The sequence below is a fragment of the Arcanobacterium hippocoleae genome (assembly GCF_040360365.1).
In the GTDB taxonomy this organism is placed as follows: Bacteria; Actinomycetota; Actinomycetes; order Actinomycetales; family Actinomycetaceae; genus Arcanobacterium_A; species Arcanobacterium_A hippocoleae_A.
Genome location: NZ_CP136412.1, coordinates 1,866,987 through 1,885,446 on the forward strand (window position 1 = coordinate 1,866,987; position 18,460 = coordinate 1,885,446).

Below are 18,460 nucleotides of genomic sequence, written 5' to 3' on the forward strand. Positions count from 1 at the left end.
GATTGTGCTGTAGATTTCTCCGCCGATTGTTCTTTGGAGCTTTCTTCTGCGATTCCGAGGAGTGAGAAACGAGGTGACTATGGCGTTTAGTGTGCCGTTCGGGCAGTTTGTGAATGTTGATTCGCCGCTGCATCGTTTGGATCCGCGCGTAAAAATCGTACTTACAGGCACTTTGATGGCGGCGGTGTTGGCGGCGAACTCCTATCTCACACTCGGTGTTATGGTGGTGTTTTTCTTCGCGTTAGCTGTGCTTTCGCGCGTGCCGCTGGGTGATATCTTGCGCGCTATTCGCCCGATTTTCTTCTTAATGCTGGCTTCGGCACTGCTGAATCTCTTTGCGATTCGTACGGGGCAGGTGCTGGTGCATTGGCATTTTGTTCTAATCACTTCCGACGGTGTGCGCGCAACAATCATTATGCTCTCGCGGCTGCTCTGTCTGATGTTCGGCGGAGCGTTGCTTTCGCTCACTACTCCAGCTATTCGTTTCGCTGATGCACTGGAACGCATGTGTAAGCCGTTGGAGCGTTTCGGCTTTCCAGCTCGCGAAATGGCGTTGATGAGTTCAATTTCTTTGCGTTTCATCCCAATTCTCTTTGGTGAAGCGCAGCGAATTATGAAAGCGCAATCAGCACGCGGAGCTGATCTTGGATCAGGCAGACTGTGCGATAAAGTGCGTTTCTTTATCCCGATTCTCGTGCCGCTCTTCGCTAGCGCGCTGCGCCACTCGGATGAGTTGGCTGTCGCGATGGAAGCTCGCTGCTACAGCGCTGGAGCTGAACGCAGCCGCTATCGGGAACTGCGAATCGGGCGCAGTGACGCTTCCGCAATTGCGGCAGTATCTGCTCTCGCTGCAGGCATTGCTGCCATGCGTGTGTGCGGGTTTTAGGGTTGGGCTCTGAGGTTTTGAGGTGCTTCATGTTAAAGGTCATCAACTCGTTTGGGCCTTGGGGAATTCGGCGGTGTTGTGTCAACTCGCATATGCTGCAGAACCGCAACGGAATGTGTGTAAAACCGCAATGAAAATGCTGCAGAACCGCAACGGAATGTGTGTAAAACCGCAATGAGAACGCTGCAGAACCGCAGCATGTGGTATGTTTGGTTTATGGAAAGCTCGTTAATTAGCCGAAATTCCCAATCTTTAGCGGAAGAAATTCTTTCTGACACTCCGGTTCTTTGCGTCTCTGGAGCCAGGCAAGTTGGAAAGACCACTTTTGTGCGTCAGCTTATTGAAAACCGGCAGGCGCAGATGGTTAATCTTGATGATTATGCAGTTCTTTCAGCAGCGCAAGCAGATCCGGATGGGTTTGTGCGGCAATTTCCGCAGGGAATTTTGGCGATTGATGAAATTCAGCGTGTACCAAGTCTGTTTCGGGCAATAAAAGGGGCGCTCGAAGAAAATCGGCGTCCAGGGTGCTTTATTGTCACTGGCTCATCTAATTTAGAATCGTTGCGTGGTTCTGAAGAAAGTCTTGCGGGCCGGGCTGAGACTATTTTTCTGCGTGGATTAAGCCAGGGTGAACTGCGCGGAAAATGTGAAGATTTTGCCGATTTGATTTGGAAGATGGGTGAGAGCGGGGAGATGCCGGAGATTAGTTCGCAAGCTCGTTCGTATACCCGTCGTGACTATTTAAAAATGGTAGTTACTCCCAACTATCCAGAGCTTCTTAATGCTATGCCGCGGCGTCAAAGCAGATGGGCGGATGCATATGTGCAGCGAGTACTTTCAAAAGACGCATCAGAAATTTGTGGAATCCAGTTCCCGGATCGGCTTGAGCGCATGCTTAACCTGATTGCGAGTATGGGTGCTTTTGAATTTGTAGCGGCGCATTCTGCTCGGGAACTAAATATTCCTGAACGAAGCCTCCCGAATTATCTCGCTGCACTGAAAGATGTGTTTTTAATAGATGTTTTACCTGCTTGGGGTGCAAATTTACACAAAAGGGTGATTTCCAAACCGAAAGTATTTTTGCAAGATTCAGGTATAGCGGCGATTATTTCTGGTATGAATGCTGATGCTTTAGAACTGCAAATTTCAAGCAGTATTACTCGCGGTTTAGTTGAATCGTTTGTTGCTTCTGAATTATTAAAGCAGCAAACGTGGTCGAAAGTGCATTTTAAGATGTTTCATTTTCGTACTTCGACGGGGAAAGAAGTCGATTTAGTGCTTGAAGATCGTGGGCGAAACGTGGTGGGGATTGAAGTGAAAGCTGCGATGTCGCTTTCTATGAAAGATTTTTCCGGGCTGAAATATCTTCAGGAGCTTGCTGGTGAGAAATTTAAGGCAGGGATTGTGCTGTACGCGGGGAAAGAAATACTTCCAATGGGCGCGAGACTCTGGGCAATGCCGATTTCGATGCTCTGGCAAGCACACTAATTGCTGAGAGCGGCAAATACGGCAAATGTATTTCAGCTCGGCTGAGCGAAGAAAATCATATAAGCAATCTGTCCGTTTGCTGCAGCGAGTGAATATTAAGTAGGGCGGAACATTTAGGGCGTGAGCTGGAGTCGGCGCCCGTGCCAGTGCTCGATTAGCCAGCGGTCATGGCTCGCTGCAACGAGCGTTCCGTGCCAGGTGCGTAAGGCATTTTCGAGGGCATGCATTGTGTCGAGATCAAGATAATTGGTGGGCTCATCTAGAACTAGCAGCGCGGGATGGTTGGCGAGCACGCTTGCGAGTTGTGCTCTGCGCTGATTTCCGGCAGATAGCTCCGGAATCGGCGTGGTCCACATTGCGGGGTGTAAAATTCCTTTTCCGCGTTCGCCAATACCCGCTCTCCAGAGACTCGATTCAAAACCAGGATCAGATTCGGCGGGAAGGCGTTGCGGAACAATTCCAATTGGTTCATCGCGCACAATAGCTCCAGTACTCTGGCTATGTGCAGGCGGAGTGCCAGCAGCAATCCAGTTGAGCAATGTAGATTTACCGGATCCGTTCCCGCCCGTAACGAGCAGGTGCTCGCCTCTCTCCAAATCGAAACTGACCCTCGTCAATCGGCCAGGCACTGCCGCGTTGCGGGCGCTCACCGCCAGCCCCGGTGCAAAATTCGATTCATAGGCAGGAAATTCGAGACGGTGGCTGCGAGGTTTGCGTACTTCCTGCTGTTCAAGCCGCTCAAGGCGAACGTCGTCGTACCTAGTTCTTTTTACGGACGTTTTCGCCGCTCGATCTGTGAAAAACTTTTTCTCTTTGGGAGCCGCTGTTTGTACGCGAATTCCGCCGCGGGAAATTTTCATGCTCTTATGCCGGTGCTCGCGTATCTCGCGCTTCTGCGCCTGCTGCGCAGCGTGAATGCTGCGGTATTTCTCTTGAGCTGCTGCCTTTGCGGCAAAATAGTCTGAGTATGATCCAGCATTTCGATACACGCCCTCAATCTTCTGCCCGTCGAGCCGTGCCAGTTCCCTCCACACAGTAATGTTCATGTCGTAAATCACGGTTGCGGTACAGTCGATAAAGGCACGGTCGTGGCTGGTGGCCAACACTGGCCCTTCCCAATTCTTGATGGTCTGCGCAAGATAGCCGATCGCTTCGGAATCAAGGTGATTGGTTGGCTCATCAAGAATAAGCACCTCAGGGCGAAGCATAAGAAGTGTCGCCAATTTCAGCCGCGCCTTTTGCCCGGGTGATAAACTATCGAGCTTTCGGCAAATATTAGCCGCGGTGAGATCTGCAAGCCCAAGTCCGTTCAGTGTTGCGCTTACACGCGCATCCAAAGACCACAAATCTAGCGCCCCGATGCGGGCGAGCGTACGGTCGTACTCGGCGTCAAGCCCAGTCTCGCCGCCAGCTATCGCAGCGGTGAGCTGCTCAAAACGGGACATAAGAAGTTTGAATGGTGCAAGAGCGGCGTCAAGAAACTCTCCCGCGCTTCCGGTGAATACATCCGGATCAGGAACCCTGAAGCGATGCATTCCGGAAACAATCTTCCCGGAATCGGGTGATAGCTCACCAGTGATTACTTTCAAAAGAGTAGATTTACCGGATCCATTTGATCCGACCAGGAACGCGCGCTCGCCGTCTCCAACGCTTAGACTGACTCTATCGAGAACAGTCCGTGAACCGTAAGAAAATGAAATATTGTCGAGAATGATTGCAGGCATAGTAATCTCCGAAACGCTGAATAAACTTAGGGAACGTCTCAGCGAAGCTGAGCGGAAATTACAAAACCACCGGAACAGCACACTCCTTCAATAATTTCGCAATCATTACTGCCGAAACTCGGCACTGCTATCCTCAGTGTACATTAAGATGGTGAGATTTTCCTCTGCCCGGAAGCAACTCTCATCATTGCTCATGGATAAAGTCTGTGCGTTGGTTTGTTCATCGCAAAAAGTACAGCTGGTTAAACTTTGATTGCGTATATGGCTGTACTCACCGCTTATCTTTAATCCGCCACCGCATATCTGCTCAGGCCAGGTTCCCGAGCGGTTACCATATTTACTTGAACTGTAAAGATCCCTTAAGGAAATGAGGTCTTATGAAGTTTACGCTGACGATTGATCCGAGCGTGTCCGAGGTGAGCGTTGCCGTCACCGCTGCTGAGATTGATGACGACGTGCGTGCTATCGAGCAGATAGCTTCAGGCAGTACGCCGAGTGAGTTGCGGCGGATTATTGGAATGCAAGGCCGTGACGCTGCCGTCATTGATGTGCGTACCGTGCTTGCTTTCTACACGAAAGACAAATCTGTGTGGGCACACACTGCAAGCGGGGAATGGCAGCTCAAACAACGCCTATACGAAATAGAAAAGGCGCTTCCCGCAGGCGACTTTGCGCGTATTTCACAATCAGAGATCGTCAGTATTAATGCAATCAAGAATCTTGATCTTTCGCTCACTGGCACAATCAGCGTGCATCTCAAAGACGGCACACGATACTACGTTTCCCGCCGTCAACTTTCCAGCTTCAAAGCAAAACTTGGGCTATAGAGTGCGGCTCGGGCTAGAACTGGAGCGGCGGCTGGTGCGGTTCGGCTCGCACGCAACGTCGCCGTCGCCAATAACCGCTTCTGTTAAATACTTTTACGCAAAGGATATTTCCCATGAAAATCAAAGATTTTTTCTCGCATATTATTTTCGGTGCTTGCATTGGTATTGCTGTCGGTACCAGCATTGAGCTGATTTTTCTGCGCTCTCAGAGTCTGCATACTCGCCTGGTATGCCGAGTTTCCTCGAACAGTTTAGTAATCCGCATACCGGCGTGTTTATCGAGCGAATCGTGTATGCACTCTACGGTGTGATTTGTGCTTTTGCCGGCAAGATTTATGAAAATGAAACCCGCCCGCTCATCTTAGCTACTGGACTGCATTTGGTGATTGTTGTTTGCTGCGGTCTAGCTGCGGGTATTTACCTGCATTGGTGGGATAACGCGGCTGGATTACTCGGCACTATAGTAACTATCCTGATTGTCTATGCGGTGATCTGGGCAGTGTTATATGTGTTATCCTGTGCGGAAGTGAATAAACTTAACGCGCAGCTGCAAGCAGAGAAAGGTGAATAGTTGTTTACTGTTTAGAGGTGCCGGCGGCAGGCGGTGCAAACGTCAGATAAACTATTCCAAACTAGGTGTAATCTCCATTAGGTGCATGGGAAGCAGGGTGCTGAAGGGTTGCGAGCTGGATTAGTCTGATCCCTAAAACCGCAGTTGCGGCACTAACAGGGGTAAAATCAGCACAATCCCGTGCGATGCCGTTATGTTTATATTTCGCAAAATTCAGTACTGTACATTAGATGAGCTGCAAAAACTCCTCGTGAATTGTGGTATCTCCAGTTAGTTCCGGGTGAAAGCTGATGCCGATTGCCTGCGGGCTTATCACACCCACAATTCGCCCATCGATATAGGCAATCGGGCGCAGGTCTGGGTTCTCTGGACTAGTGAGCAGACTTTCTGAGCTGGCAGGCGGGTTTTCCGCATGGGCAAAATTCCGGTACTGCTGATATTGCGTGTGTGCATTGGCGCTGCCTGCTCCGATTCGCACAATTTCGGGGGCACGAATAAATGCAGCTTGTACTGTGCCGTATATTGTGTCGATTTGTTCGACGGCAGAATCACGCTGCGGGCCGAAAGCATTGCGGCGCACGTCAATATCGAGAATTTTCAGTGTTTCTTGCCCTGGGGCGGGGTTAATCACACCTTTAGCCAGCATGATTAACCCCGCGCATGTGCCTAATACGGGGATTTCCTGGAGCCGTTCAATCAGTGCGTCACGCATTTTAAATCGCCGCAGGATTCGATCCATTGCGGAAGATTCTCCGCCTGGCAGCACGATCCCGTTAATCTGTGCTAACTGTGCTGCATTCTTCACAAGCAGCACGCGCGCCCCAAGCGATTCAAGCATCTGCACATGCTCGCGTACTCCTCCTTGAAGTGCAAGAACTCCAATCATTATTCGCCTTCCGTAAGGTGGTATGGTGTGCTGCTGCGGCTGTTGAAGGTGTGCGGTATTGGCGGATTTTCCATGTCACCAGCCGCGCTCTGCAAGGCGGTGCGGTGCAGGCAAATCGGATACGTTAATTCCGACCATCGCTTCGCCAAGCCCGCGCGAAGCCGCGGCGACTACGGAGATATCTTCATAAGCAGCAGTGGCGCGCACGATTGCTTCAGCGCGTTTGGCCGGATTTCCTGATTTGAAAATACCGGAGCCGACGAATACGCCGTCTGCGCCGAGCTGCATCATCAGTGCAGCATCAGCCGGGGTGGCAATCCCGCCAGCAGTAAACAGCACTACGGGGAGTTCTCCATGCTCGGCCGTGTATTGCACAAGTTCGTACGGTGCTTGCAGCTCTTTTGCCGCCGCGTACAGTTCGTCTTTTGGTAAGTTTTGCAGCCGTGCGATTTCCGCGCGAATTGTACGGATATGTTTGGTGGCTTCTGAGACGTCACCCGTGCCGGCTTCGCCTTTGGAACGAATCATGGCAGCGCCCTCATTGATTCGCCGCAGTGCCTCGCCAAGATTTGTTGCCCCGCACACGAACGGTACTTTGAATTTGCGCTTATCAATATGGTTGACGTAATCGGCAGGAGAGAGCACCTCGGATTCGTCGATATAGTCCACCCCAAGATGCTCCAGAATTTGGGCTTCCGCAGTGTGCCCAATCCGCGCTTTTGCCATTACCGGAATCGAAACGGCTGCGATAATTGATTCGATTAAGTCTGGATCCGACATCCGCGCCACGCCGCCTTGTGCACGAATGTCGGCAGGGACACGTTCAAGAGCCATCACGGCGACGGCGCCCGCATCTTCAGCGATTTTGGCTTGTTCCGGAGTGACGACGTCCATAATTACGCCGCCTTTCAGCATTTGCGCCAAGCCTTGATTAACGAGATTTTGATTGTGTGAATTGTTCATTTCTTTATCGTCTCAAGAATACTGGCTAAATAAAAGAGCCAGTATTAGACTACTTTTTAGTCCAGTTGTGCGATGCAGGGGAGGCTGGTGCGATTGCAACTGTGCGATAAAGAGAGTGAGGGAATGAAATGCGTGCTGAACTTTCGTTAAAAATAGAACGCCGCGCGCCGTCGCCGCTGCCGGCACAAATTGCTGCCCAGATACGCGCGTTAATTAACGGCGGCACACTCAAACCGGGCGATGCGCTTCCGGGAACGCGCACATTGGCAGTACAGTTAGGCGTATCGCGCGGAACCGTCACTGCAGCTTTTGATCAGCTGCATGCCGAGGGGTATCTGCAATTAACACCCGGCGGAGCGACGAAAGTTCATGCCGCGCTTGTGCAATCTTTGCCTGCCGCTTGCAAGCCTGCGCCCTCGAGAGCCGAAATACCGCGGACACTTGCGCCGTCGCCGCGAAAGAAAATCTCACTTAAACCATCTTCAGCCTCGGAAGTGAATGTGCGGGCAAGTGCCTGGCGCTCTGCGTGGAGGCAAGCGGCAGCGGACGGCGAAACGCATTTAGCGCCAGCGGGGCAGCCAGAACTACGGGAAGCGATTGCTGAGCATATTCGCCTTACTAGAATGCTGCCAGTTGCGGCTGAATCTGTGTTGGTGACGGGCGGAAGCCGCGAGGGGCTGATGTTGATTTTAATGTCTTTTCGCCGCATACTGCGCGTGGGCGTGGAAGATCCGGGGCATCCCGGGCTGCGCGCAATAGTTACGCTGCTTGGGCATGAACTTCTGCGCTGCCCAGTGGATAAAAACGGCGTAATAATTGCGCAGCTTCCAGAAATGGACGTGCTGCTGGTAACGCCGTCGTATCTGTATCCCTCAGGGGAAAATATGCCAGCTGCCCGCAGAAGTGAGCTTATTTCGTGGGCGAGCGAAACAAACACTGTCTTGATAGAAGACGATTTCAATACTGAGCTGCGCTATGGGATTGCACCCATGCCAACACTCCATGAGGGTGCAATCGTTTTGGGGACGTTTTCTACGCTCTTACATTCGAGTCTTTCGGCAGGTTACGTGGTTGCGCCGCCGCGTTTTATCGAGACTTTGCTTAAAACTCGCGCACAGCTTGGAATGCCGGTGGCAGGAGTGACACAGCGGGCTATTGCATATCTGCTGCACAACGGATATGTGCGCAAACATACCCGTACGATGCGTGCGACGCTAGAACGCCGCAAAACAATCGTCGCCCAAGAACTTGGAGCATGGGTGCGCCCGATGGGGTTTGATTTCTTCCTGCATTTTCCGCAGGAGAAATACGGGCGAGGAGAACAGGGGCGAGATGAGCGGCAAGAAGAAGCGGCGCAAACACGGCTTTTGAGCAGATTTGAACAGATAGTTTCTCGTTCCGGCATTGACCTTGTCCGCGCAGATCAGCGCTGGGCGGGAGGAGCGCAAGGGTTTATTCTCAGCTTCGGGCATTTAAGCGATGCACAATTCGATTTTGTGCTGCGGGTAATAGCAAGTGCGCTGCGTTTATGCTCAGCGCACTCAGACCCGCGGCGTTGAGAAGCGGAGAATTAGCGTAATGTAAATCTTGTATTTACTCATTTTTTGCCAGCAAAAATATGTAAGTATTTGTCAAGCCGTTCATATAAATATTGGGCAAACAAATCTTCCATAGCTGTAATTTTTCGATTAATTCCGCTGAATAAGCGGTGCGATACCTTTTTCTCTCATGTGCTGGTTTCATTGCAAGTTTTCCGCAATGCTTTTGCGGAATCATAATATTTTATCGGAACAATACTGGTGTATTTATCGGAACAATCATTGGGGAAATAAATACTGGCTGTAATATCGTCTTGGTGTTTAGCTCGCAGCTCAGGCACGATATGGAAGTCCGCCCTGGATAAATTCCGGGGTGCTGCCATTCCGCCGAGCTGTATACTGTTTCTGATGGCAGGCGGGCTTGTTTTGATGCTGAACGGGCTGATCCTGTAAGAATCTTGAAACGCGCCGAGTAAAACGCGGCGAGTAAAACGCGCCGAGTAAAACGGGCAAAATAACAAAAGTGGTGATTTAAGAATGGCAACAGGCTGGGTATGGATACTTTAATTTCAGTGCGAGTGTTCCCGGGTACACGCATTGCACGACGGGTGCGGGAGATTTATTTGGAAGCATTCCCCGCGCAGGAGCGGGTGTCATCTCTGTTTCTTTTCGGCTCTGGGGTGTTGCGCCCGAATTGTAAACTGTTAGCTTGGTTCGATTCGGATAGCAAAGCTGCACCGGTGGGTTTTACCTTTGATTACGTGTATAAAGACGTGAAGTTGCTGCTCTTTTTGGCTATTGATAGTGCGCAGCGTTCTGGAGGATACGGCAAACGGATTCTCGCGCAGGTACAGCCGCCAAAGCCTGGCGGAGTGGTGGCGCTTCAGTTAGAACCATTAGAAGCCGGGGCTTCTAATGCGCAGCAACGTGAACGGCGTTGGAATTTTTATCTGCGTTCGGGTTTCCGCCCGTCGCCGCTTTTTAGTGAAGAGAACGGGGAAACGTATGCGACGATGATCCGCGGGCGTGATTTAAGGAAAAAGAATTTGCTGCAGCGCTGCGATTATTGATGCTCGGTACGCGCACGACCCGGGTCTATCTGCCGGATAACAAATCAAATAACACAGATACCGGATTAGAGCACGAGTGAATATCGGAGGGGCAGGGGCGTAAGGGAGATGATGGGTGAAATTCGCGCAGTGTTCTATGTACGCAAACTTAAGATGTGCGGCGAAAGCTTATGGGCGTAAACGGCACAATTGTTTTATCCCGTCAGTATTCTTGCGCGAATATATTGAATTTCTTGGAAAACTCAAGCGGTTTATCGCTGACGCCGCTGCGATTTTCTTAAGCAGAGCAGGCACCCGCTAGTTTCCGGAAAGTGATACGGATTCTGTGCGCAGCTAGCTTCCGCAAATACAGCTAACTGCACACAAAATCGTGTGAACCAAATGCGGATGTTTAATCCGCAGGTATCACTTTTATGCCCGCCATCATTCTCCCGCTGGAAAATATTGTTATCCGCAACTCAAAGAAAGGTGCCGCTGAATTGAGAATTAATCTCAAACCAGCAGCACCCTTGATATTAATTTCAGACTGAAAGCTTAAATACGTCCGTCATTCAGTCTGCACGTCGTCATCTACCCAGTCGAAAGTGCGTGTTACTGCTTTCTTCCACAAACGCATCTGCCGTTCACGTTCTGCAGATTCCATTTGCGGCTCCCAGCGCTGGTCTTCTTGCCAATTGTCGATTACGTCTTGCTCGCCATCCCAGAATCCGACGGCAATACCGGCGGCGTATGCTGCACCGAGTGCGGTAGTTTCCGCAACCTTTGGCTTGACCACGGCAGTGCCGAGAATGTCTGCCTGGAACTGCATTAAGGCAGAGTTTGCAGTCATGCCGCCATCGACACGCAGTTCGGCAAGATCCACGCCGGAATCAGCGTTCATTGCTTCGAGCACTTCGGCAGTCTGGAATGCTGTTGCTTCAAGCACTGCGCGTGCCAAATGGCCTTTATTGTTGTAGCGTGTTAGCCCGACGATTGCGCCGCGAGCGTCGTCTTTCCAATATGGGGCAAAAGACCGGAGAAAGCCGGAACGATATAAACGCCGCCGTTGTCTTCCACCGTCTCCGCCAGTGTTTCAATCTCTGGAGCAGACGAGATGATACCGAGCTGATCGCGCAGCCATTGTACAAGCGAGCCAGTTACCGCAATTGAACCTTCAAGTGCATATACTGCTTTCTGCTCGCCGATCTTGTAGCAGACCGTGGTAAGCAGCCCATTCTTTGAAGTAATTGCTTCTTCGCCAGTGTTAATCAGCATAAAACATCCGGTGCCGTAGGTGTTCTTTGCCATTCCTTTTTCGAAGCAAGCCTGACCGAAAGTTGCTGCCTGTTGGTCGCCGAGATCGCCTGCGATTGGAGTGTCAATCAACAGCGAGTTCTTTGCTCCATAGCCGTAAATTTCTGAAGAAGACTTAATCTCGGGGAGCATGGACATCGGAATCCCCATATCTGCGCAAATATTTTCATCCCACTGCAGCTTGCGCACATCCATCAGCATTGTGCGTGAAGCGTTGGTGACGTCAGTGACGTGTACTCCGCCATTCACTCCGCCGGTAAGATTCCAGATTACCCATGAGTCGGTGTTGCCAAAAAGCAAATCTCCAGCTTCTGCTTTTTCACGTGCTCCTGCTACGTTGTCGAGAATCCATTTAATCTTCGGACCAGAGAAATAAGTCGCCAAACCAAGCCCGCAAACTTCCTTGTATTTGTCTGGACCTTCATCGCCGGCAAGTTCGCGCACGATTTTTGCGGTGCGGGTATCTTGCCAAACAATCGCGTTATAAACCGGCTCGCCGGTGTTCTTGTCCCATACAACAGCGGTTTCGCGCTGGTTGGTAACGCCGACGGCGGCGACTTCGTGGCGATTTACATCAGCTTTTGAAAGTGCTTGCCCGACTACTTCACGAACGTTGTCGCGAATTTCGAGTGGGTCATGTTCCACCCATCCGGCTTTTGGCATAATTTGTTCATGTTCTTTCTGCCCAATTGAAACTATTTCACCGGAGTGGTTGAAGAGGATTGCGCGGGAAGAGGTTGTACCTTGGTCGATTGCGAGAATATATTTCTTTTCGGTCATTATTGTCTACCTTTCAGATTTAATCAGCGCTGAAAATGCTTGCAGTTTTATTTAGTGCAGCACCTGTTTAAGTTGGGTTTATTGAAATTATTGTGATTTGGTGATTGTGCTGCTTACATGATTGGGGCAAGCAGATGCAGAGTTCCTTCGCCAAATAGCAGGCCGGCTAGTACGGCGCCGATGATTGGTCCGACGATTGGCACCCACGCGTAGCTCCAATCTGATCCGCCTTTTCCTTTGATTGGTAAAATTGCGTGTGCAATGCGCGGGCCGAGGTCGCGGGCTGGATTGATTGCATATCCGGTCGGGCCGCCGAGTGAGGCGCCGATTGATACGATTACCAGTGCGACGGCAAGCGGGCCGACTGCAACATTTTGTGTGTATCCGGAGATGAGAACCCATGAAACAAGTACGAAAGTCGCAATTATTTCTGTGATGCAGTTCCAGAGCGGATTGCGGATTTCGGGACCAGTGGCGAAAGTTCCAAGAATTTCTGCCTGGTTATCGTGTGCGTCGTAGTGGGTGCGGTAGGTTAACCATGCAAGAATTGCGCCTAATAGTGCGCCGAGCAGCTGGGCTGCGATATAAACCAGGGTTGAGGCGATAGTAATTTCTACGCCTGGTACATATTCGGTTTTACCGGCAGCAATCATACCGAGAGTGACTGCTGGATTTAGGTGCCCTCCAGTTGCCCAGGCGAAATATACGCCGAGATAAACTGCCAAGCCCCAACCGAAGTTAATCATTAGCCATCCGGTGCCGCGCCCTTTTGACTTGGTTAGGAGATTGGTTGCAACAACGCCGACACCAAGCAGGATAAGAATTGTGGTGCCGATAAATTCTGATAAGAAAATTGTTCCGAGAGACATTTTTCTGCCTTAAACTTCCTTGTTAAATGCTGTTTCCTGATGAAAAAATTGTTTGCTTGTATTTGCTGAAGCAGTGGTTATTAGCGGAAAACTAATTTCAGCATCGTTGCTGTGACTTCATGCATATTTCAACTATCGCACATTTAGTTTGTTATTAGCTGGGTCACAGCAAAATTTGGGTGAACGTGCAATATTAGAAAAGGAAACTGCAAAAAGTTGAATTTTGCCGTAGTGTGCGTTCAGGAATAATCCGAAAACAGCAGAAACAGGAAAATGCGGAGCGGAAAACGGTGATTATGATTTTGGAGTATCCCAGCGCTGTGCGGCTAAAACCCGGGTTAGCGCTTCTTGGGCTTCGGAATAAGAAACTTTCCGTGCCCCTTTGCTGCAAGATCTGCATACATTTTCGGTTCGCGAAGAAAGTGGGCAAAACCGCGGCGCAGCAAATTAGGTAACGGTTTGCGGGCCTCGTCAAGGTCGCGCATTAATCTGAACCAGAAAGTTTGAATCCGCGGGCGGGAAATGCATAATGCGTCAGCAAGAATCCCTTCACGGCGTAAATCATCGATAATATCGGCGGCAAAGATTCCCTCTGCAAGCACATACCGCCGTCCGTCGAGATCTAAATCTCGTTCTCCGATTTTTGCATTGCTTGGAATATCGTAGATTGGAATTTGTGTGGAACCTTGCGTGCAAAGTTCCACGAGCGCATTAATTGCACTTTCACGATTCCATGTTTGAATCGAATCCCAATCAACCATACCGTGCCGCCGCGGTAAACCGGGCTGGTCCCCGTCGTAATAGAACTCGTCAAGAGATACGACGGGAAGCCCGGTTCGCGACACGAAACGAGTCTTCCCGCTGCCGGAAGGACCAGTAATTAAGATAATTTTTGCGCGCGGCTGCCGCTGCACGTTATCTGGAAGATTAAAAAGTCCGTCGGTAGTGAGGGAAGTAGCCATGCGAAAAGCTTAGCGCAAATCTTCCCACGGCATGCCGTGAATTTTTCTGTGCCGGCTAAGCCGAGTGCGTGATGGATTAGCTGGACCGGGTGAATTACCTCAGCTCCCGTACCTTTTCGAATCTGCCAGCGGCATGTTTCGGTTTCGCAAGCCGCCAATTCGGGATTTGTGTTTTTTACCATATCGAAAAGCGGTTTGCCGACTTTTTGCGCGACTTCATATTTTTCACGTTTCAACCCGTACGTTCCAGCAATGCCGCAGCAAGCGCGCCCGGATTCGATTACTTTCACCCCAGGGACTGTCTCCATTAAACGAATCGCCGGCTTGCCGATACCTTGTGATTTAACTTGGCATGGCTGATGGTAAGGGAGTGTCAAATCGCGGCGCTGCAGTTTCTCGATTGGGAATTCGCCGTTATCAATTAATTCGAGTAAGAACTCGGAAGTCTCCACCATCCGTGAACCTACATCAATTAACTCCGGATCGTCGATTCCCATTATTTCGTGTGCCTCGTGGCGGAGCATTCCGGCGCATGACCCTGAGGAAGAGATAATTGTGAGATCTTTTCCCGCGGCCCGCAGCTGCCCGCAAAGTTTCCGCACGGCTTTTGCTGCTTGCAGAAATAGCCCGTTGGATTGTTGGGCGAGCCCGCAGCATCCCTGTTTAGGTACAATCACTTCGTATCCGAGATATTCAAGAAGTTCGACGGTAGCAATTGAGGTTGCAACTTCGAAGTATCCGCCGGCGCAGCCGTGAAAGAACACGATTGGTCCTTTGGGAAACGGACCGGTGCGTTCCCTTTCATGCTTTTTAAACCAGCGCGGAAAAGTGGTGAATTTTGCTTTTGGCACCGGGGCATCCCGATGTACGCCGACTACTTTTTCGACGACGGTGCGCAATGGCTTATTGGCAAGCGCTGCATTCGCGATTGGGGCAAATGGGCTTAAAAGTTTGCCTTCAAGTTCGGTTTGGGTGATGAGCCGATCACGCAGCGGCATTTTGGCAGCTTTTGCAACGGCACGTGCCTGGGCGTTAATTTCGGCAATTTTTACGCCTTGCGGGCACACGGTGGTGCAAATTGCGCATCCGGAGCAGTAGTCGAGCGAATAGTCCACTGAAGCGCCGTGGCGGAAACGTTCTGCCTGCGGGCCGACAAATTTTGGTCCGGGGAACAGCGGGGTTGCTTCTGCCACTGGGCATTGCGATTCGCAAATAGTGCATTTTACGCAAGCGTCAAGCGAAATACGTGCCAGTGATACTTTTGCATATTCGAGCGGGTTTGCTTTTTCTAAAGGGGTTTTGGGTGCCATTAGTTTGCCTCTTTTCCGGTTTTAGCTGCTGCTTTCGCTGCGGCTTTTGCTGCGGCAAATGCACTTCCCAGGCTAATGCCTTCGCCTGATTTTTCTTCCCAGGCTAAGGCGCCGCCGATGACTGCGCCAATACAGTATAAGTTCTCGTAAAGTACATCTCCGGCTTGATTTATTGGATTCATTGCTTCGTTTACCATTACGCCTGAGCGAAAAATATTTTCGGCAGCAAAATCCGGTTCGGGTGCCTGATGTGTGTAAAGCGGCAGGTTGAAAATAGATTCGCGCGTTCTCAAGTGTGAATCGCGTGTGATATTGCCTGACTCAAAACCGCCGGCGCTGTCGATTATAAAATCGGCTTTTACCTTGTGGATTCTTCCGGCGCGCTGTACTTTTACCGTTTGTACATGCTTTCCGCGGCTGGTAAAGCCGACGGCAGCCGCATTTAATTGGATGTCGATACGTGCATCTGCGCACATTTTGGTGAGAGCTTCATGGATTCGTCTTCCGGAGACCGATGGCGGCGGAAGCGGAATTTCACCTACGGGTGTGCGGAAATGTTTTGTAAAAGCTGCGAAAACTTCCGGATTAATCCCGAGTACCGCGGGAAGTAATACTTTTTCACCGGGTCTGATTTCGTGCTGTAGAGCCTTAATTAAGGCGGTGATTTCAGTACTGTTCAGTTCGGTGTTTAATTCCGTGTCGAATTCGCGGGCGTGTGTTGTGCCGGCGGCGTCTGTTTCTTTTCCGCCGCGTACTGGAAAGTCGATAACGACGGAACGCGCTGCTGCTTTTACAAATGGTGAACGGGAGAGGTTGTCGGCGATTAACGCCGCGGGGAAGTCTTTGATCCGGTTCAATCCGACGACAAGGATTTTATCTCCGTCATGTAATGCAGATTCGCGCATTGCGTGCGGGACGGCAGCCGTCGGGCGCAATGCTCCGACAGCAGTTGGCACGAGCGAGTTCGTGGTGATATCTTCCGGTTCGGCAGAATCAAAGAAACTCAGTTTTTGGTTAACCAGGAAATGCCGGCGCGGGCGTTTTGCAATCCGATTTTTGCATACGGGTGGAATGGGTGATTTGCGACGAATTTTGCAAATTCGGGTTCGATTTCGCGGACTGGCGGCGTTGAAGCGTCATTAGAATGCCATCCAAGTAAATCTAAGGTGCCGTTTGCAAGGAGCATTCCGCCCATGCCGCGTGAAATAATGGTGACGGTATGGCCGGCTTCGCGCAGCATGAGAGCGCTTGCCATGCCGGAAAGCCCGGATCCGATTACTAGTATTCGGCTCATTTGGCGTTCTCCTTTGCGTTTCTTGCTTGATGATTTGGTGCTGCGGCGGTTTCCGTGTTTTTCGCAGTTTCTTGAGCTGCTGCGCTGCTCTTGTGCGGCGGTTCAAATCGTGTTGGTCTGATACCGTCGTGACGGCCGTGATTTAAGGCGAGATCGCCAGTTGCCTGTTTCGCGGCGGAGCTTGGAGGCGGCAGGTGATTTATATCTAACGCACCTGCGAAAATCCACTGGTCTAAGGCTGCTTCATGCAGTTGCTGCCCGAAGAGCAGCGGGCGTAAGCCCTGTGCGCGGTTTGCAATAAAGAGCCGGAGCATTGTTGCGGAGCGGTCAGCTATTTCTGCAGCTGCTGCGGTGCTGCCATTATGTGCGGCAGCAGTGCTTGATTTTGTAAACTCGTGCATAATTCCGGCAGTGCGTAAGGAGCAGAATCCGCCTTGGCATGGCCCCATTCCGATTCGGAGTTTACGGCGTAAATCGTCGATATTTGCGGTTGGTTCTTTTTGGAGTTCTTTTTCAATCATTGAGCGGGTGACCAGTTCGCATTCGCAGACGATTTGTTCGCGCAAGCGGTCAGATTCGCGCTGTGCGAGCCGGTCGCTAACTCGGTGGGTGCGCACGTTTTTGCACTTGGTACTGCTTCTTTGTCGGTAGTGCATTCGCGTTTTTCCCCGAGTACATCGCACATTACGTCAACTACGTTCTTCGCCATTAGCCGGTAAGTGGTTAGTTTTCCGCCGGCGATAGTGAGCATTCCGTGGATTCCGTCGCGTTCGCCATGTTCGAGAATCGACATTCCGCGCGACATATGGCGGGTGTCGGTTGCGCTGACGCGGGTATCTTTCACTAGCGGCCGCGCTCCTGCCCATGCGTGTACTGCCCGCGAGTCACGAAATCCGGGAATCATTGTTTCCCCTGCGTTAAGCATTTTTGGACTTCTGCGTCTTTAATTTCAAGAAAGTCTGGATCTGCTGCTGCTTCATCGGTTGTGCCGATAATGCACACGGTGTGTGCTGGAACCAGAATGTCTCCGTCGGCGGGATATACGCAGCGGTTTATTACGGTGTTCACGATGCGGTGGTTCATCGCCACCATAATTCCGCGTCCGGGAACAACGTCCACGCCTTCGATTCCGGCAAGTGCTGCAATCTGTCCGGCCCATGGGCCTGCGCAGTTGATGATGAAACGGCAGTTAATCTGAATCTTTTCGCCAGTTTTTCGTTGATTGCCTGTACGGCTTGTACTGCACCGCCGCGTACGATGATGTCGGTAACTTTGTGGTATGTGAAAATTTTTCCGCCGTATGCTTTTGCGCTTTCGATTGCGCCCCAAGTCATCCGCCAGCCGTCGACGGTTCCGTCTTGTACTTCAAAGACGCGTTTCATACCGCGATGGATCCGCGGTTCGCGTTTTAATGCTTCCCGCACAGAAATTTCTGCGGCCGGCACTTTTGTTTTGCGGGCTGCCTGAAGAAATTTGTCTGCGTATTCTTCGCTGTCGTATGGGGTGACGACGAAAAATCCGCCAGTTTCTTCGACGGCGTCGGCATGGATTCGCCGCACGATTTCATTTTCTGCGGCACATTCGGTGGCTGAGTGCGGGTCGGAAATTACGTAGCGTCCGCCGGAGTGGAGCAGACCGTGGAAACGCCCGGTGGTTCCTTGGGCGATGTCGGCACGTTCAATGAGTACGGCATCGAATCCGCGCATTGTTAAATCGCGAATGGTTCCGGCGCCGGTTGCGCCGCCGCCGATTACTGCGATTTCGGTGTTTATCTGTTTCATATCTTTAATCGTCTTCCGCGTTGAAGTTGTTTTGGGGTGCTTACCGAAATTTTCTGAAAGTGTTTTGTTTTTACAGCTGCTGTATTTCAAAATCAGTTTGCGGTGAGCACTTAATGTGCGCTTCTAATCCCTAGATTAAGAGTAATTTGATGTAATTACGCACTCGAATTAATCGTTTATGTGTAAAATGGGCATATGTGCACGGCTGTGCAAAGTTG

The 18,460-nt window shown here is 50.9% G+C and carries 12 protein-coding genes and 3 pseudogenes; 6 read left to right on the top strand and 9 right to left on the bottom strand.

Annotated features, from left to right (window positions below; all coding sequences use genetic code 11):
* Positions 1-79: 79 nt before the first annotated feature.
* Together RQN30_RS09665 and RQN30_RS09670 are read left to right on the top strand one after the other, a co-directional pair.
* Entirely contained in the window at positions 80-886 is an 807-nt protein-coding gene (locus tag RQN30_RS09665) for an energy-coupling factor transporter transmembrane component T family protein (RefSeq protein WP_353060291.1), read from the top strand.
* Positions 887-1,084: 198 nt separating this feature from the next.
* Positions 1,085-2,374: an ATP-binding protein gene (locus RQN30_RS09670; protein WP_353060292.1), complete on the top strand. Its 1,290-nt coding sequence runs from the start codon at positions 1,085-1,087 to the stop codon at positions 2,372-2,374.
* Between the two features lie 113 nt (positions 2,375-2,487).
* Here the strand turns inward: RQN30_RS09670 and RQN30_RS09675 are convergent, their stop codons facing one another.
* Positions 2,488-4,098, bottom strand: a complete 1,611-nt coding sequence (locus RQN30_RS09675) for an ABC-F family ATP-binding cassette domain-containing protein (RefSeq protein WP_353060293.1) — start codon at positions 4,096-4,098, stop codon at positions 2,488-2,490.
* A gap of 377 nt (positions 4,099-4,475) precedes the next feature.
* On the opposite strand from RQN30_RS09675, the gene RQN30_RS09680 reads away from it, so the two are divergent.
* The gene (locus RQN30_RS09680; RefSeq protein WP_353060294.1) at positions 4,476-4,925 is read left to right on the top strand and encodes a LytTR family DNA-binding domain-containing protein; all 450 of its coding nucleotides are present in this window, start codon (positions 4,476-4,478) and stop codon (positions 4,923-4,925) included.
* 229 nt (positions 4,926-5,154) lie between these two features.
* The gene (locus RQN30_RS09685) at positions 5,155-5,496 is read left to right on the top strand and encodes a DUF3021 domain-containing protein (RefSeq protein WP_353060295.1); all 342 of its coding nucleotides are present in this window, start codon (positions 5,155-5,157) and stop codon (positions 5,494-5,496) included.
* 226 nt (positions 5,497-5,722) lie between these two features.
* Here RQN30_RS09685 and pdxT read toward each other — a convergent pair whose 3' ends face one another.
* The gene (gene pdxT, locus RQN30_RS09690; RefSeq protein WP_353060296.1) at positions 5,723-6,382 is read right to left on the bottom strand and encodes a pyridoxal 5'-phosphate synthase glutaminase subunit PdxT; all 660 of its coding nucleotides are present in this window, start codon (positions 6,380-6,382) and stop codon (positions 5,723-5,725) included.
* A gap of 75 nt (positions 6,383-6,457) precedes the next feature.
* Positions 6,458-7,345, bottom strand: a complete 888-nt coding sequence (gene pdxS, locus RQN30_RS09695; protein ID WP_353060297.1) for a pyridoxal 5'-phosphate synthase lyase subunit PdxS — start codon at positions 7,343-7,345, stop codon at positions 6,458-6,460.
* A gap of 128 nt (positions 7,346-7,473) precedes the next feature.
* Here pdxS and pdxR point away from each other — a divergent pair, with 128 nt between their 5' ends.
* Positions 7,474-8,904: a MocR-like pyridoxine biosynthesis transcription factor PdxR gene (pdxR, locus tag RQN30_RS09700; RefSeq protein ID WP_353060298.1), complete on the top strand. Its 1,431-nt coding sequence runs from the start codon at positions 7,474-7,476 to the stop codon at positions 8,902-8,904.
* Positions 8,905-9,437: 533 nt separating this feature from the next.
* Positions 9,438-9,953 carry a hypothetical protein gene (locus tag RQN30_RS09705; RefSeq protein WP_353060299.1) on the top strand — a complete coding sequence of 172 codons (516 nt, stop codon included), beginning with the start codon at positions 9,438-9,440 and terminating at the stop codon, positions 9,951-9,953.
* A gap of 547 nt (positions 9,954-10,500) precedes the next feature.
* Here RQN30_RS09705 and glpK read toward each other — a convergent pair.
* The 6 genes and pseudogenes from glpK to glpA form a co-directional block, all read right to left on the bottom strand.
* A pseudogene (gene glpK, locus RQN30_RS09710) lies at positions 10,501-12,026 on the bottom strand (glycerol kinase GlpK).
* 113 nt (positions 12,027-12,139) lie between these two features.
* The gene (locus RQN30_RS09715; RefSeq protein WP_353060300.1) at positions 12,140-12,895 is read right to left on the bottom strand and encodes an MIP/aquaporin family protein; all 756 of its coding nucleotides are present in this window, start codon (positions 12,893-12,895) and stop codon (positions 12,140-12,142) included.
* 338 nt (positions 12,896-13,233) lie between these two features.
* Complete coding sequence (locus RQN30_RS09720; protein ID WP_353060301.1) at positions 13,234-13,857, bottom strand: ATP-binding protein; 624 nt, start codon at positions 13,855-13,857, stop codon at positions 13,234-13,236.
* Complete coding sequence (locus tag RQN30_RS09725; protein ID WP_353060302.1) at positions 13,776-15,167, bottom strand: anaerobic glycerol-3-phosphate dehydrogenase subunit C; 1,392 nt, start codon at positions 15,165-15,167, stop codon at positions 13,776-13,778. The genes RQN30_RS09720 and RQN30_RS09725 overlap by 82 nt, the downstream gene beginning before the upstream one ends.
* Positions 15,167-16,461 (bottom strand): annotated as a pseudogene (gene glpB, locus RQN30_RS09730) (glycerol-3-phosphate dehydrogenase subunit GlpB). The gene RQN30_RS09725 and the pseudogene glpB overlap by 1 nt, the downstream one beginning before the upstream one ends.
* Positions 16,458-18,242, bottom strand: a pseudogene (gene glpA, locus RQN30_RS09735) (anaerobic glycerol-3-phosphate dehydrogenase subunit GlpA). Before glpA ends, glpB begins: the two co-directional pseudogenes overlap by 4 nt.
* Positions 18,243-18,460: the final 218 nt, after the last annotated feature.

Bases quoted from the DNA above. Each gene is read 5' to 3' on its own strand.
- RQN30_RS09715 (WP_353060300.1), bottom strand. From the start codon at position 12,895: ATGTCTCTCGGAACAATTTTCTTATCAGAATTTATCGGCACCACAATT.
- pdxR (WP_353060298.1), top strand. From the start codon at position 7,474: ATGCGTGCTGAACTTTCGTTAAAAATAGAACGCCGCGCGCCGTCGCCG.
- pdxT (WP_353060296.1), bottom strand. From the start codon at position 6,382: ATGATTGGAGTTCTTGCACTTCAAGGAGGAGTACGCGAGCATGTGCAG.
- RQN30_RS09685 (WP_353060295.1), top strand. From the start codon at position 5,155: ATGCCGAGTTTCCTCGAACAGTTTAGTAATCCGCATACCGGCGTGTTT.
- RQN30_RS09670 (WP_353060292.1), top strand. From the start codon at position 1,085: ATGTGGTATGTTTGGTTTATGGAAAGCTCGTTAATTAGCCGAAATTCC.
- RQN30_RS09720 (WP_353060301.1), bottom strand. From the start codon at position 13,857: ATGGCTACTTCCCTCACTACCGACGGACTTTTTAATCTTCCAGATAAC.
- RQN30_RS09725 (WP_353060302.1), bottom strand. From the start codon at position 15,167: ATGGCACCCAAAACCCCTTTAGAAAAAGCAAACCCGCTCGAATATGCA.
- RQN30_RS09675 (WP_353060293.1), bottom strand. From the start codon at position 4,098: ATGCCTGCAATCATTCTCGACAATATTTCATTTTCTTACGGTTCACGG.
- RQN30_RS09705 (WP_353060299.1), top strand. From the start codon at position 9,438: ATGGATACTTTAATTTCAGTGCGAGTGTTCCCGGGTACACGCATTGCA.
- RQN30_RS09665 (WP_353060291.1), top strand. From the start codon at position 80: ATGGCGTTTAGTGTGCCGTTCGGGCAGTTTGTGAATGTTGATTCGCCG.
- pdxS (WP_353060297.1), bottom strand. From the start codon at position 7,345: ATGAACAATTCACACAATCAAAATCTCGTTAATCAAGGCTTGGCGCAA.
- RQN30_RS09680 (WP_353060294.1), top strand. From the start codon at position 4,476: ATGAAGTTTACGCTGACGATTGATCCGAGCGTGTCCGAGGTGAGCGTT.